Genomic DNA, 13,784 nt, shown 5'->3' on the forward strand with positions numbered 1-13,784 from the left:
GCCCGGCCCGGCACCGGCGGTGCCCGACGGGCTGAGCAGCCCTCCCCAGCCCCCGTACGGCTCCGGCTGGGGCTCAGCGGCGGGCATATTCGCGGAAGCCGCGGCCCGTCTTGCGGCCGAGGCAGCCCGCGGCCACCAGGTGCTCCAGGAGCGGCGCCGGGGCGAGCCCCGGGTCGCGGAACTCGCGGTGCAGCACCTTCTCGATGGCCAGCGAGACGTCCAGGCCGACCACGTCGAGCAGCTCGAACGGACCCATCGGGTAGCCGCCGCCCAGCTTCATCGCGGCGTCGATGTCGTCCAGGCTGGCGTAGTGCTCCTGGACCATCTTGATCGCGTTGTTCAGGTACGGGAAGAGCAGCGCGTTCACGATGAAGCCGGCCCGGTCGCCGCAGTCGACGCCGTGCTTCCTGATCTTCGCGGTGACCTCGCGGACGGTGGCGTGGACGTCGTCGGCGGTCAGCACCGTACGGACGATCTCCACCAGCTTCATCGCGGGCGCGGGGTTGAAGAAGTGCATGCCGATGACGTCCTGCGGGCGGCTGGTCGCCCTCGCGCAGGCGACGACCGGCAGCGAGGAGGTCGTGGTGGCGAGCACCGCGCCCGGCTTGCAGATCTTGTCGAGGCGGGCGAACAGCTCCTGCTTGATCTCCAGGTCCTCGGCGACCGCCTCGACCGCCAGGTCGACGTCGGCGAAGGCGTCCAGCGAGCCGGCCGGGACGATCCGGGCCAGGGTCTCGTCGCGCGCCTCGCCCGTCATCCGGCCCTTGTCGACCGAACGGGCCAGGGACTTGGCGATCCGGGCCTTGGCGGTATCGGCCTTCTCCTGCGAGCGGGCGGCGAGCACGACCTCGTAACCGGCCTTGGCGAAGACCTCGACGATGCCGGAGGCCATGGTGCCGGAGCCGGCCACGCCGACCTTGCGGACCTCGCGGCTCTCGCCGCCGGCCGCCGACTCCGACGGCGTCAGCGCGTCGGGGACCACGGTGGCCGAGCCCGGCGCCTCGTAGGTGTAGAAGCCGCGGCCCGCCTTGCGGCCGGTCAGACCCGCCTCGCTGAGCTGCCCCAGGATCGGGGCCGGGGCGTGCAGCCGGTCGTGCGAGGACGCGTACATGGCGTCCAGGACGGTACGGGCGGTGTCGACGCCGATCAGGTCGAGCAGCGCCAGCGGGCCCATCGGCAGACCGCAGCCCAGCTTCATCGCCGCGTCGATGTCCTCGCGGGAGGCGTACTTGGCCTCGTACATCGCGGCGGCCTGGTTGAGGTAGCCGAAGAGCAGGCCGTCGGCGACGAAGCCGGGCCGGTCGCCGACCGCGACGGGCTCCTTGCCGAGCTCCTGCGCGAGCCGGGTGACGGCCTCGACGGCGCGCGGGTCGGTGAGGACGGAGGAGACGACCTCGACCAGCTTCATCGCCTGGACGGGCGTGAAGAAGTGCAGGCCGAGCACCCGCTCGGGGTGCGCGGAGTCGGCGGCGAGCCGGGTCACCGAGAGCGCGTTGGTGCCGGTCGCGATGATCGCGTCGGGACGGACGATCCCGTCCAGGGCCCGGAAGACCTCCTGCTTCGTCTCGTACGACTCGGGCACGACCTCGATCACGAGATCGGCGTCGGCGGCCGCCTGCAGGTCCGAGTAGGTGCGGAACCGGGCGAGCACGTCCTGCCGCTCCTCCTCGGTGATCCGCTCGCGGGCCACCGCACGGGCCGTCGAGGCCTCCAGGGCGGCGACGGCCTGGGCGGCCGCGTTGTCGCTGATGTCGATGCCGATGACCTCACGGCCGGCGCGGGCCAGGACATCGGCGATGCCGCTGCCCATGGTGCCGAGACCGACGACGGCGATGGTGGAGAGAGGGGTGTCCATCAGGGGACTCCTGAGAGGAAGAGTGACGACTGAAGGCGGGGCGCGGAAGAGCAGGCGCGAAGAGGACCCACGCGAAGAGCACTCACGTGAGGCAGGGGTCCCACGCGAAGAGGACTCACGCGAAGAGGACTCATGCGAACGGGGATCGCACGCGAACAGGGGTCGCACGAAGAGGGGTCACGCGAAGAGGGTGGGTTTTCGTGCGACGAGAGAACGCGCGAGGAAAGGGCGACGGACTCTGTCCCGGAGTCACGTCAGAACTGCCGAACCGACTTGCGCTCACAACGGCTGCGTCACCAGGCCGAAGTGATATCGCGGGGGGTGTCCCGCTCACCTGAGATTAACTGCCCGGTAACGAGCGCGCCAGTCCTGCGAAGTTGGGGAATGTGTGATCTGGGTCGCGGATAGGCTTCGGAATATGAATTTCGCTGCGGACCCCGAATTCTGCTCGATGATCGATCGTCTGCGTGAAGAGATCGGGAATGGGGGCGGTGAGGTCCCCGCGGCATTCGAAGAACTCGCAGGCCCCCTCGACGCGGAGGAACTCCACCGGGTCCTCACCGCACCTGGCCAGCCGCTCTGGGCCCGCGAGATCGCCGCGTTCCGGCTCGGCCTCGCCGGTGACCCGCGCGCCTTCGAGTCCCTGGTGCTCTTCCTCAACCACCGCGACCCCGAACGCTGCGTCTCCGCCGCCCATGCCCTGACCCGGCTCGGCGACCCGCGCACCGCCCGCGCCGCCGCCGCGCTCGCCACCAACGAACTCCGGGTCGCCTACGCCCTGCTGCCGGTCCGTCTGCTGGCCCGGCTGCGCGCCCCGGAGAGCGCCCCCGCCCTCGTCTCCGTCCTGCGTCGCCGCCTCGCCCCCGGAGACCCGCACTGGCGCGTCGGGCTCGCCTGCGTCGAGGGCCTGGGCGAGCTCGGCGACCCGGCCGCCCGCGAGGTCCTGGAGGCGGCACTGCCGCACCCGCGGTTCGGAGGAGCGGCCCGGGTGGCGCTGGGGGCTCTGGAGGCGCGGGAGGCCGCGGAGGCGCGGGATGCCCCGGAGGCGCAGGAGGCCCTGGGGCGAGTCGGCTCGGTGAGTCTTCGGGTGGTGGGAGCCGGTGACTGGGAGCTGTGGCGGGAGGCACGGCTGGCGGCGCTCGGCGAGTCGCCGGGCGCGTTCAAGGCTCGGCTCGCCGACTGGGAGAGCGGTGGCGAGGCGCAATGGCGTGAGCGGCTCGCGATGCCGGAGGCGCACAACGTCGTCGCGCTGCTCGAGGGCGAGGTGGTGGGTGTCGCGGCCGGGATGCCCGGGGACGAGGCGGACGCGCGCGAACTGCGCTCGGTGTGGGTCAGTCCGCGGGTGCGGGGCCGGGGCGTGGGGGACCGGCTGATCGCGGCGGTCGAGGCGTGGGCGCGGGAGGCGGGGGCGACGCGGCTGACGCTCGGCGTGCTGCCGGGGAACGGGCCGGCGGCCGCGCTGTACCGACGGCACGGATTCGTCGTGGCGGAGGAGGGCGGGGCGGAGGTGGTCATGGCGAAGTCGCTGTGACGGACGCGTCGTTGTGATGTGCGTCCCGTCGGACGACGGGGCGGGTCCCGTGGTTGACACTTTTTATTGCAGTGTCGGCCGCCGGCCACTCGTCCCTGTTCTCGCCGAGCGGAGGCGTCACATGCCCCCTGCTACTCCGTCCGCCCTGCCTGCGCTCTCGGTCAGTTCCCCTCACGTACGCGCCGTGCTGCTCGGCGCCCAGCGTCACGGCTTCGACCCCGCGCCGCTGCTCGCCCGGGCCGGCCTCCCCGCCGAACTGCCCGGGCGGGTGCCGGCCCGGCGGTTCGGCCGGCTCGTCGGCACGCTGTGGCGCCGCCTCGACGACGAACTCATCGGCTTCGGCGAGGCGCCCAGCCGCTTCGGCACCTTCGCCACCATGGCCGACCTCGTCGTGCGCGGCAGCCGCGACCTGCGCGAGGCCCTCCCCCGCGGCCACGGCTTCTACGGACTCTTCCCGGCCGGCCCCCGCTTCCGGCTCGTCGAACCGGCGTCGCCCAAGGGTGAGTTCGAGGGGAGTTCGGGGGTGAGTGCGCGGGCGAGCTCGCGGGCGAACCTGCGGACGAGGCGTGGATCGAGTTTCGACGTCTCCGGCTACGACGACCCCGTCCGCTTCGGCGCGGAGACCACCGTCGTCGTCCCCCAGCGCTTCGCCGGCTGGCTCATCGGCCGCCGACTCGGCCTGCGCCGGGTCGAGTTCGGCTACCCCGAGCCCCGGCACGCCCCCGAGTACGCGCTCCTCTTCGGCGCGCCCCGCGTCTTCGGCGCGCCCCGCACCGCCGTCGTCTTCGACCGGGGCCGACCTCGACGCGCCGGTCTGCCGGGATGCGGCGGCCCTGCGCGCGCTGCTCCGCCGGATCACCACCGACGTCCTGGTCTGCCGCGGCGACCGCGGCACCCGCACCGTCACCACCCGGGTACGGCACCTGATCCTCGCCGCCCTCCCGGCCGGGCCCGTGCCCTCGCCCGAGGAGATCGCGTACCGCCTGGCCGTCAGCCCGCAGACCCTGCGCCGCCGGCTGGCCGCCGAGGGCACCTCGTACCAGCGGCTTCGCGACCAGGTGCGCGGCGACCACGCCATCGCCGCGCTCACCCGCGGGGCCCTCTCCGTCGAGGACCTCTCCCAGCGCCTCGGCTTCTCCGAACCGCGCCTTTCACCGGGCGTTCCGCCGCTGGACGGGGTCGACGCCGCGGGCGTACCAGCGGCGGGGGGAGCAGGGTGCCCCGAGCGGCCCGGAGCCGATGGAGCGCCTGACGGTGCCGGTGCCGGGCTGAGCCGCCTAGTCGTCGCCGTCCGCGCCTCCGCCCGGTCCCTGCTTGCGGCTCGACCGCTGTGCGCTCCGCACCAGCTCGCCGGCCGCCAGCGTCGCGGTGGACACACCGCGCACCCAGCGCGGGCCGCCGCGCGCCGCCCAGACGACACATGCGCAGCCCGCTGCGGCGAGCACGACGATCCCGGCCAAGACGAACACGATCATGTGGGTTCCCCCTTCACTCTTCTTCCGGTCTCCAGCTTCCGATTTCCGCGGTCGCGGACATCGTCCCAGCCCGCCGCAGCCTGAGCGGTACGGTCACAGCGCGCCCCCGCTACCCGGCCTACCTTCCCGGCCATGGAAGCGATCTGCCCGTCCGGCGTCGGCGCCGGTGCCGTCCGGCCGCCGGGCCCCCGAAGATGAACGCCCCGCCGGGCGGTCCTCGCCGCCTTCGGCGGGCTCGTCCTCCTCTGTCTGCTCGCGGCCGTCGCGGTGACGGCCCTGAGCGTCCGGGTGGAGGGGTCGAGCATGGCACCCACCCTGCATGACGGCGACCGGCTGCTCGCCGTTCCCGGTGCGGCGGGGAAGTGCGCCGGTTCGACGTGGTGCTACTGCGCTCGCGCCATCAGAACGCCCTCCTGGTGAAACGGGTGGTCGGACCGCCCGGCGACCGGATCGCCATCGTGTCCACCGCCCGAGACCCCTTCCAGGTCCTCCTCCAGGAGCGCGGCACCGGGCCCGGTCTACCGGGTGACGGCCGGCCAGTGGGCCGCGCAGGCCCGGCGGACCGGGAACTGCTGCGCCCAGGACGGCACCCGCTCGGCCCGGGCCGCGCTGCGGACCGTCCCGGCCGGGGCCTTCTTCTCTTTGGGCGACAACCCCGACCTCTCCGACGACTGCCGCGCCTACGCTGGGGCGAGATCGACCGGGTCGAGGGACGGGTGGGCCTGCGTGGCGCCCTCGTACCGGCCTCGGCGGAGCTGGGGCCGCGCCCGGTCCTGCAGGTCAGTCGGGGAGCGGTGTCCGGACTCGAGCCCGTGTCGGGAGCGGCAGCGCCCGCGTCGGGGCCGGGGCCCGGGGCCCGGCGCAGTCGCCTGCCCCAGACCCACGACTCCGACCGGCACCCCCGGTACTCCCTAGTCCCTAGGCGGTGTGCCCGTCCTCCGGTATCGACCCGTCCTCCGGTATGGACCGGTCCTCAGGTATCAGCGCGAACGCCTCTATCTCCACGCAGAGTTCGGGCCGCACCAGCGCCGTCACCTGGACCGCCGAGCTGGCCGGCAGCGGGATCCCGTCGAACGCGGCGTCGCGGGCCGCCCGGATCGCGGGCATGTGCGCCATGTCCGTGACGAAGTAGGTCAGCTTCACCACGTCCTCGAAACCCGCCCCGGCCGCGGCCAGGCAGCGGTCGACGTTGGCGAAGACCTGCCTGGCCTGCGCCGCGGGATCACCGGCGCCGACGACCGCGCCCCCGGCGTCCAGGGCGAGCTGGCCGGACACGGCCACGAACCGGCCGGTGCCCCATACGACATGGCTGTACTGCGGATTGGGCGCGAGCCCCTCGGGGGCGGACACATGGGTCAGATGCGTACTCATGGCTCACATCCTGACCCACGCCACTGACACTCGGGTCCGCCCCCGGCCAATCTGTGGACAACTTCGAGCGCGGGTGTCCGAGGCGGTCAGCGCACGTGGCCGAGCAGCCCGTGCAGCGCGGTCCCCGCCTCCGCCGCCGGCTCGGCCTGCCGCGTCCGCGTCCCCGTCCCGGTCGTCTTCGACTCGGCCTTCCCCTTCTCCCCGCCCTTCGCCGTCACATCTGTCTTCGCGGTCTTCGCGGCCTTCTCGGCCTTCGGCTCCGGCAGCGTCGCGCAGACCGCGTCCGCCTCCGCCCCCTCCGCGCCGCGCGGCACCGTGCCGGTGGCGAGGTACGCGGCGAGGTGGCCGTCCAAGCAGTCGTTGCCGGCGAGCGTCACGCCGTGGTTGCCGCCGCCCTGCTCGACGACCAGGCTGGAGCCGCGCACCATCTCGTGCAGGGCGACCCCGCCCTCGTACGGTGTGGCGGCGTCGTCCGTCGCCTGCAGGATCAGCATCGGCGGCAGCTGGTCGTTGCTGACGTCCGGCGGCGTCAGCGGTTCGACCGGCCAGAACGCGCACGGCGCATTGTACCAGGCGTTGTTCCAGGTGGAGAACGGCGCCTTGGCGTACGTGTCCCAGCTGTCCTTGCGCCACACGCTCCACTCCCGCGGCCAGGCCGCGTCCCGGCACTGCACGCTCGTGTAGACCGAGTAGCCGTTGTCGGTGGCGGCGTCCGCCTGGCCGTAGTCCTCGTACGCCTGCACCAGCGGCGCGCTGTCCTTGTCGACGACGTACGACGAGAACGCCGCGGCGAGACTGGGCCAGTAGCCGTCGTAGTAGCCGCCCGGCAGGAAGGTGTCCTCCAGTTCGCCGGGACCGACCCTGCCGCCGGCCGGCTCGGTGCGCAGGGCGTCCCGCATCCGGTACCAGGCGGCCTCGACCGCCTCCGGGGCGGTGCCGAGCCGGTATGTGGCGTCGTTGCGGGCCACCCAGGCCATGAAGTCCTTCTGGCGGGTGTCGAAGGCGTAGTCCTGCGCGATGTTGTCCTCGTACCAGACGCCGTGCGGGTTGACGACGGAGTCCAGGGCCATGCGGCGCACCCGCTCGGGATAGAGCCGCGCGTACACGGCGCCGAGATAGGTGCCGTACGAGTAGCCGAGGTAGTTGAGTCTCGGAGCGCCGAGCGCGGCGCGGATGGAGTCCATGTCCCGCGCGGTGGAGACGGTGTCGATGTACGGCAGCACGTCCGCGTACTTGTCGCCGCACGCCTTCGCGAACGCCTGGGCGCGCTCGACCCCCACCCGCTCTTCGTCGGCGCCGCGCGGCACCGAGTCCGGGCGGACCGGGTCGAAGTAGCCGGGGCGGCAGTCCAGGGCGGGTTCGCTCCTGCCGACGCCCCTCGGGTCGAAGCCGATCACGTCGTACTCCGCCGCCACCTTCGCGGGCAGGGCGGCCGCCACGTACCCCGCCATCCCGCGGCCGCTGCCGCCGGGGCCGCCGGGGTTGACCAGGAGCGGGCCCTGGTAGGTCTTCGCCGTGTGCGCGACCCGGGTCAGGGCGAGCGAGATGGTCCGCCCGGCCGGGGCGTCGTGGTTGAGCGGCACCCGCAGCGTGCCGCACTGGAGCTTCGGGTACGCCTTGGTGCCGCAGTCGGTCCAGGTGAGCGGCGCGATGGGGCGGGTGGTCGGCTCGGGCTCGGTGGCCGCGGCGGCGGAAGGGGAGCCGGGCAGGACGGTGACGGTCCCGGCGACCAGGGCCCCAGCGGCGATCAGCATTCCTGCGCGTGGGTTCATACGGCGTCCGTGCCCCGAACACGGCTCGGCAGGACCGGTTCCCCGGAAGGTTGACCCGATCGGCGGACGCTCCGATGTGATGATCCGTCAAAAGGGCCGAGCGGGCCGGAAGAGGCGGAAGGAGCGAGCCCTCACAGCAGCGTGAGCTGCTCGGCCTCCGGCACGCGCGCGTGGTGGTCCGGTACGGGGATCCGGCGATGCGACGCCGCCCGTCCGCTCGGCCCCATGCCGAACTCGGCTGCCAGCTCGTGCACCTGACGGGTGATCCGGCGCTGGTACCAGGTCGGCGCGTAGGCCCCGGCCGCGTACATCCGCTCGTACCGGCCTACCAGCCCCGGATGCTGGCGGTGCAGCCAGGTGAGGAACCACTCGCGGGCGCCGGGCCGCAGGTGCAGCACCAGCGGGGTGACGGAGGTCGCGCCGGCCTCCGCGATGGCGCGGACCGTGGCGCGCAGCTGTTCGGGCCGGTCGCCGAGGAAGGGGATGACCGGGGCCATCAGGACCCCGACGTCGATACCGTGCCCGGCGAAGGTCCGTACGACGTCCAGGCGTCGCTCGGGGGAGGGGGTGCCCGGTTCGACCGTGCGCCACAGCTCCCGGTCGGTGAAGCCGACGGAGACCGAGATGCCCACCTCCGTAACCTCGGCGGCCTGCCGGATCAGCTCCTGGTCGCGCAGGATCAGCGTGCCCTTGGTGAGGATCGAGAAGGGGTTGGCGTGGTCCCGCAGGGCCTCCAGGATCCCCGGCATCAGCCGGTAGCGGCCCTCCGCCCGCTGGTAGCAGTCGACGTTGGTGCCCATCGCGATGTGCGCGCCCTGCCAGCGGGGCGAGCCGAGCTGCCCGCGCAGCAGCTCCGGGGCGTTCACCTTGACCACGATCTGGGAGTCGAAGCCGATCCCGGTGTCCAGGTCCAGATAGCTGTGGGTCTTGCGCGCGAAGCAGTACACGCACGCGTGGGTGCAGCCGCGATACGGGTTGACCGTCCACTCGAACGGCATGCGGGAGGCGCCGGGCACCCGGTTGACGATCGACCGGGCGCGGACCTCGTGGAAGGTGATGCCGCGGAACTCGGGCGTGTCGAACGTGCGGGTGACGACCTCGTCGGCGCCGAAGAGCGTGGCCTCGGAGTTGTCGGCGAGACGGTCCCAGCGCATGGACGCCTCCTGGGGATCGGGAGCGGAGCGGGAACGGAGACAGAATAGAACATCTGTTCCCTTGATCGTCGCAACCCGGATTTTGGGCCCCGGCGCGCAGGTGGTTGGCTTGGTCCGTATCCCCCGAGAGCACCACGAGAACAACCTGGAGGAAGTGCCATGGCGCAGGTCGAGGCCACGACGGAGCGGATCATCGCCGCCGACGCGGACACCGTGTTCGACGCACTCGCCGACTACAGCGGCACGCGCGCGAAGCTGCTGCCCGAGCACTTCAGTGAGTACGAGGTGCGTGAGGGCGGCGACGGCCAGGGCACCCTCGTCCACTGGAAGCTCCAGGCCACCAGCAAGCGGGTCCGCGACTGCCTCCTGGAGGTCACCGAGCCCACCGACGGCCAGCTCGTCGAGAAGGACCGCAACTCCTCCATGGTCACCACCTGGACCGTCACCCCGGCCGGCGAGGGCAAGTCGAAGGTCGTCGTCACCACCGTCTGGAACGGCGCCGGCGGCATCGGCGGCTTCTTCGAGAAGACCTTCGCCCCCAAGGGCCTCGGCCGCATCTACGACGCCGTGCTCGCCAAGCTCGCCGCCGAGGTCGAGAAGTAGCCACGAGCGGTGGCCCCGGGGAGCAGCCACGAGCGGTAGCAGCCGCGAGCGGTAGCCCCGGGGAGCAGCCACGAGCGGTAGCAGCCGCGAGCGGTAGCCCCTGGGGAGGCCCGAGGAGCGGCCCCGGGGAGCGGCCCCGAGAAGTAGCCTCGGGAAACCGGAACCCGGAAGTAACGCCTGGTTCAGTCACCGATTCGAGTGGTTTCCCCGCGACCCCCGCAAGAGCGCCCGGCGCCTCCGGGGGTCGCGCGCCGTCTGGCAAACTCCCTGATGAGCGCCCCAAGTGCGCCTCCCCGCAGAGACGTTAAGCCTTCGGCGCCCCACCCTCCCCCCGTGCCGTCCGACTTGCTCCCGCTTCGCGCCCAATGCGAAGAATGGCGCGCGCAGACGCCGTGACGAGGGGAGCAGGTCGTGGGTGCGATCACTCTGGTGAAGGAAGCCGACAGCGGGACACCCGTCCTCGCGGACGGGCCGCCCGCCGCCGAGGCGCCACGCCCCGAGCCGGCTCCCGCCCTCGAACCGCGCCGCGTCCGGCTCGTCTTCTGCGGGCTCATGCTCGCGCTGCTCCTCGCCGCGCTCGAGCAGATGATCGTCGCCACCGCCCTGCCGAAGATCGTCGGCGAACTCCAGGGCCTGGACCGGATGTCCTGGGCGATCACGGCCTACCTGCTCACCGCCACCATCGGCCTGCCGGTCTACGGAAAGCTCGGCGACCTCCTCGGCCGCAAGGGCGTCTTCCTCTTCGCCATCGTCGTCTTCGTCATCGGCTCCGGCCTGGCCGGCTGGTCGCACTCCATGGACCAGCTCATCGCCTTCCGCGCCCTCCAGGGCGCCGGCGCCGGCGGACTGATGATCGGCGTCCAGGCGATCATCGCCGACATCGTGCCCGCGCGGGAACGCGGCCGCTACATGGGCCTCATCGGCGCCGCCTTCGGCCTCGCCTCCGTCGCCGGACCGCTGCTCGGCGGATTCTTCACGGACCACGTCTCCTGGCGCTGGTGCTTCTACTTCAACGTGCCCTTCGGCCTCGTCACCCTCGCCGTCGTCGCCACCGTCCTCAAGCTGCCCAAGCCGGCCGTACGGGCCCGCTTCGACGTCCTCGGAGCCCTGCTCCTCGCCGCCGCCTCCACCTGCCTCGTCCTGCTGACCAGCTGGGGCGGCACCGAGTACGCGTGGGGCTCCCGGGTCATCGTGGGACTCGGCTGCGGCGCCGCCGTGGCCGCCGTACTCTTCCTCGTCGTCGAACGCTTCGCCCCCGAACCGCTCATCCCGCTGCGGCTGTTCCGTGACCCCGTCTTCACCGTCACCGGCCTCGTCGGGGCCGTCGTCGGCATCGCGCTCTTCGGCGCCGCCAGCTATCTGCCCACCTTCCTGCAGATGGTCGAGGGCGCCACCGCAACCGAGTCCGGCCTGATGATGCTCCCGCTGATGGGCGGCATCGTCGTCGCGTCCGTCGTCTCCGGGCAGCTCATCAGCCGCACCGGCCACTACAAGATCTACCCGGTCGTCGGCGGGGCCGTCTCGACGGCCGGCATGTGGCTGCTCTCCCGCCTGGACGCCGACACCCCGCGCCTGACCCAGAGCCTCTGGCAGGCCGTCCTCGGTCTCGGCATCGGCCTCGTCATGCCGGTCCTGGTGCTCGCCGTGCAGAACTCGGTGCGCCCCGGCGACCTCGGCACCGCCACCAGCGCGCACAACTACTTCCGGCAGATCGGCGGCAGCGTCGGCGCCGCCGTCTTCGGCACCCTCTTCGCCGCCCGCCTCGCCGACGCCCTCGCCGACCGGCTGCCCCGCGACGGCTCCGCGGCCGCCCTGCCGCCCGCCGACTCGATCACCCCGCAGGTCGTCCACGCGCTGCCGCCGGCGCTGCGCGACGCCTTCGTCCAGGCGTACGCGGCCGCTATGCCCCGGATCTTCCTCTACCTCGTGCCGGTCCTCGCGCTCGGCCTCGTCCTCGCCTTCTTCCTCAAGGAGAAACCGCTGGTGTCCCACCACACCCCCACCGCCGAGGCCCCCGCCGCCGAGGTCGCCGCCACCGCCGTCCCGCACGCCCGGTACGACGCCGCCGGCACCGGCAGAACCCCCGCCCCGCTGTCCGCCGGCGTCCCCGTCTGCGGCACCGTCCAGCACCACGACGGCAGCTGCGTCCCGCGCGCCGCGCTCACCCTCATCGATGTCCAGGGCCGCCAGATCGGGCGCGGCGCGAGCGGCGACGACGGCCGGTACGCGCTGAGCGTGCCCGGCTCCGGCTCGTACGTCCTGATCGCCGCGGCCGGCGGCCACCAGCCGCAGGCCGTCTCCGTCACCGTCGGCGAGCGCCCCGTCGAGCTCGACGTCGTCCTCGGCGGCGCGGGCCGGCTCGCCGGTGCCGTCGTCACCGCCGACGGCACCCCGGTCCGGGACGCGGCCGTCACCCTCACCGACGTACGCGGAGAGGTCGTCGCCTCCACCCGCAGCGGCCGGGAGGGCGGCTACGTCATCAACGAGCTGGTCGTCGGCGAGTACACCCTCGCGGCCAGCGCCCCCGCCTTCCGTCCGGCCGCCCTGCCGGTCAGCGTCCAGGCTTCCCGCGAGACCCGTCAGGACATCGAGCTGGCGGGCGGCGCGGTGCTGCGCGGGACGGTAAGGGCCGGTGGCGGGAGGCCCGTCGAGGACGCCCGGGTGACCCTGCTCGACGCGGCCGGCAACGTCGTCGACACGCTCACCACCGGCCCCGACGGCACCTTCCGCTTCGTGGACCTGTCCTCCGGCGAGTACACGGTCATCGCCGCCGGGTACCCGCCGGTGGCCACCGTCCTCCAGGTCGCGGGCGGCGGCCGCACCGAGCGGGACCTCCAGCTCGGCCACGAGGACTGAGGTCCCCGCCGGGCGTCAGGAGGCGGTCGTCGCCTTGCGCAGCGCGCTGATGCACGCGCCGATCGCCTCCTGGAGGGCCTCCAGACGCTGAAGCATGTCGTCCTCGACGACGTCCTCCTCCAGGACCTCGTCGAGGGTCAGCTCCTCGAACACCTTCGTCGCCTTCTGCAGGCTGTTGTAGAACTTGGCCCGGCGCTCCTGGACCCGCAGCGCCGGGTCCTCCTCGACTGCCTTCACGACCAGCGACTTCACCGTGTCGTACGCCTCGCCGGCCCACTCGCCGGCCTCCTCCGAGTCGTCCAGCTCGTCGATCAGCGACAGGTGCCGCTCGGCCTCCGCGCGCAGCTCCGGCGGGGCGGCGACGGTCTGGCCCGCGGGCGTCCGGATCTGGCCGCCCTCGGCGATCTGCCGCACGAAGTCGATCCGGTCGGCCGCCTTCGCCTCCTGCGCCACCGCCTTCTTCAGGTCGCCGGTGCGCGCGATGGCCCGGGCCATCTCGGTCTGCAGCGCCGGGTCCTCCTTCATCCGGTCGAGCAGCGCGTTGCGGGCGGCCTCGGCCGTGCCGGGGTCGGCGAGGATCGCGGCGCGCAGCGCGGTCGGGTTCTCCGCCACCTCCAGGGCCTTGGTCGCCTTGATGCCCTCGGCCTCGGCCGCCGCCGTGATCGCGTGCCCGCGCACCGAGGTGGCGCTGGAACGCGAGGAGTAGTACGAGAGCCAGACGTCGGCCTCGGGCAGCTCGACGTCCTCGCCGGGGGCCAGGGCCTCGAACTGCGGCACCAGACCGTCGTCCGCGGCCATGTCCCACGCCTTGTAGTAGCGCATGACCCGCTCGGGCGAGCAGCCGGCGAGCTCCGCGAACGCCTTCGCCGACACCTTGTCCGAGCCCTCGGCCGGCTGCCCGCCGGGCCGCACGCTCCGGGCCACCTTCAGCGCGAAGGTCCAGCCGCCCGTCCGCGCGTACACCCCGAACTCGCGGGCGTCGCGGACCACGGCCTCGACGACGTCCTGCGCGGCGGGCTCGACCCATTCGCCGGCGTCGAGCACGGTCTCGGCGGCCGTCTCGGTGGCGATCTCGGTAGCGGTCTCGGCGGTGGTCTCGGCGGCGGTCTCGGACGGGGCGAGGGAAGTGGTCACCGAGGGTCTCCTGTGGATAAGCGAGGGGAAATC

At 73.0% G+C, this 13,784-nt stretch carries 10 protein-coding genes and 3 pseudogenes; 6 read left to right on the forward strand and 7 right to left on the reverse strand.

From position 1 onward, the window contains the following. Positions 1–73: 73 nt before the first annotated feature. Positions 74–1,855 carry a 3-hydroxyacyl-CoA dehydrogenase family protein gene (locus tag ACWEV0_RS15255; protein WP_453149753.1) on the reverse strand — a complete coding sequence of 594 codons (1,782 nt, stop codon included), beginning with the start codon at positions 1,853–1,855 and terminating at the stop codon, positions 74–76. Positions 1,856–2,273: 418 nt separating this feature from the next. On the opposite strand from ACWEV0_RS15255, the pseudogene ACWEV0_RS15260 reads away from it, so the two are divergent. The 4 genes and pseudogenes from ACWEV0_RS15260 to ACWEV0_RS15275 all read left to right on the forward strand — a co-directional run. Beyond that, positions 2,274–2,861: pseudogene (locus ACWEV0_RS15260) on the forward strand (HEAT repeat domain-containing protein); the annotation flags it as partial. Beyond that, complete coding sequence (locus ACWEV0_RS15265; RefSeq protein ID WP_453149784.1) at positions 2,844–3,386, forward strand: GNAT family N-acetyltransferase; 543 nt, start codon at positions 2,844–2,846, stop codon at positions 3,384–3,386. The pseudogene ACWEV0_RS15260 and the gene ACWEV0_RS15265, both read left to right, overlap by 18 nt. A gap of 121 nt (positions 3,387–3,507) precedes the next feature. After that, positions 3,508–4,119, forward strand: a pseudogene (locus ACWEV0_RS15270) (AraC family transcriptional regulator ligand-binding domain-containing protein); the annotation flags it as partial. Between the two features lie 220 nt (positions 4,120–4,339). Next, a pseudogene (locus ACWEV0_RS15275) lies at positions 4,340–4,471 on the forward strand (AraC family transcriptional regulator); the annotation flags it as partial. A 192-nt stretch (positions 4,472–4,663) separates the two neighbouring features. On the opposite strand, the gene ACWEV0_RS15280 reads toward ACWEV0_RS15275, so the two are convergent. From ACWEV0_RS15280 to ACWEV0_RS15300, 5 genes are all read right to left on the reverse strand, one after another. Continuing rightward, entirely contained in the window at positions 4,664–4,861 is a 198-nt protein-coding gene (locus tag ACWEV0_RS15280; protein WP_453149754.1) for a hypothetical protein, read from the reverse strand. Positions 4,862–5,379: 518 nt separating this feature from the next. Beyond that, positions 5,380–5,514: a hypothetical protein gene (locus ACWEV0_RS15285; protein ID WP_453149755.1), complete on the reverse strand. Its 135-nt coding sequence runs from the start codon at positions 5,512–5,514 to the stop codon at positions 5,380–5,382. 265 nt (positions 5,515–5,779) lie between these two features. Beyond that, entirely contained in the window at positions 5,780–6,232 is a 453-nt protein-coding gene (locus ACWEV0_RS15290) for a RidA family protein (RefSeq protein ID WP_453149756.1), read from the reverse strand. 86 nt (positions 6,233–6,318) lie between these two features. After that, a complete protein-coding gene (locus tag ACWEV0_RS15295) occupies positions 6,319–8,004 on the reverse strand; it encodes an alpha/beta hydrolase (RefSeq protein WP_453149757.1) in 1,686 nt (561 codons plus the stop codon). A gap of 131 nt (positions 8,005–8,135) precedes the next feature. Continuing rightward, positions 8,136–9,158 (reverse strand): Rv2578c family radical SAM protein, encoded by a 1,023-nt coding sequence (locus ACWEV0_RS15300; protein ID WP_453149758.1) that lies wholly within the window; start codon positions 9,156–9,158, stop codon positions 8,136–8,138. A 159-nt stretch (positions 9,159–9,317) separates the two neighbouring features. On the opposite strand from ACWEV0_RS15300, the gene ACWEV0_RS15305 reads away from it, so the two are divergent. Beyond that, positions 9,318–9,761 (forward strand): SRPBCC family protein, encoded by a 444-nt coding sequence (locus tag ACWEV0_RS15305; protein ID WP_453149759.1) that lies wholly within the window; start codon positions 9,318–9,320, stop codon positions 9,759–9,761. Between the two features lie 411 nt (positions 9,762–10,172). Next, on the forward strand, positions 10,173–12,617 hold the full coding sequence (locus tag ACWEV0_RS15310; protein WP_453149760.1) for an MFS transporter: 2,445 nt from the start codon (positions 10,173–10,175) through the stop codon (positions 12,615–12,617). 15 nt (positions 12,618–12,632) lie between these two features. On the opposite strand, the gene ACWEV0_RS15315 is transcribed toward ACWEV0_RS15310, so the two are convergent. Beyond that, entirely contained in the window at positions 12,633–13,751 is a 1,119-nt protein-coding gene (locus ACWEV0_RS15315; RefSeq protein WP_453149761.1) for a hypothetical protein, read from the reverse strand. Positions 13,752–13,784: the final 33 nt, after the last annotated feature.

It is taken from the genome of Streptomyces sp. NPDC003943, from assembly GCF_053605265.1.

What these genes read in the sequence shown, in the direction of transcription:
- ACWEV0_RS15255 (WP_453149753.1), bottom strand. Translation starts at nt 1,855, where the DNA reads ATGGACACCCCTCTCTCCACCATCGCCGTCGTCGGTCTCGGCACCATG.
- ACWEV0_RS15305 (WP_453149759.1), top strand. Translation starts at nt 9,318, where the DNA reads ATGGCGCAGGTCGAGGCCACGACGGAGCGGATCATCGCCGCCGACGCG.
- ACWEV0_RS15300 (WP_453149758.1), bottom strand. Translation starts at nt 9,158, where the DNA reads ATGCGCTGGGACCGTCTCGCCGACAACTCCGAGGCCACGCTCTTCGGC.
- ACWEV0_RS15280 (WP_453149754.1), bottom strand. Translation starts at nt 4,861, where the DNA reads ATGATCGTGTTCGTCTTGGCCGGGATCGTCGTGCTCGCCGCAGCGGGC.
- ACWEV0_RS15295 (WP_453149757.1), bottom strand. Translation starts at nt 8,004, where the DNA reads ATGAACCCACGCGCAGGAATGCTGATCGCCGCTGGGGCCCTGGTCGCC.
- ACWEV0_RS15290 (WP_453149756.1), bottom strand. Translation starts at nt 6,232, where the DNA reads ATGAGTACGCATCTGACCCATGTGTCCGCCCCCGAGGGGCTCGCGCCC.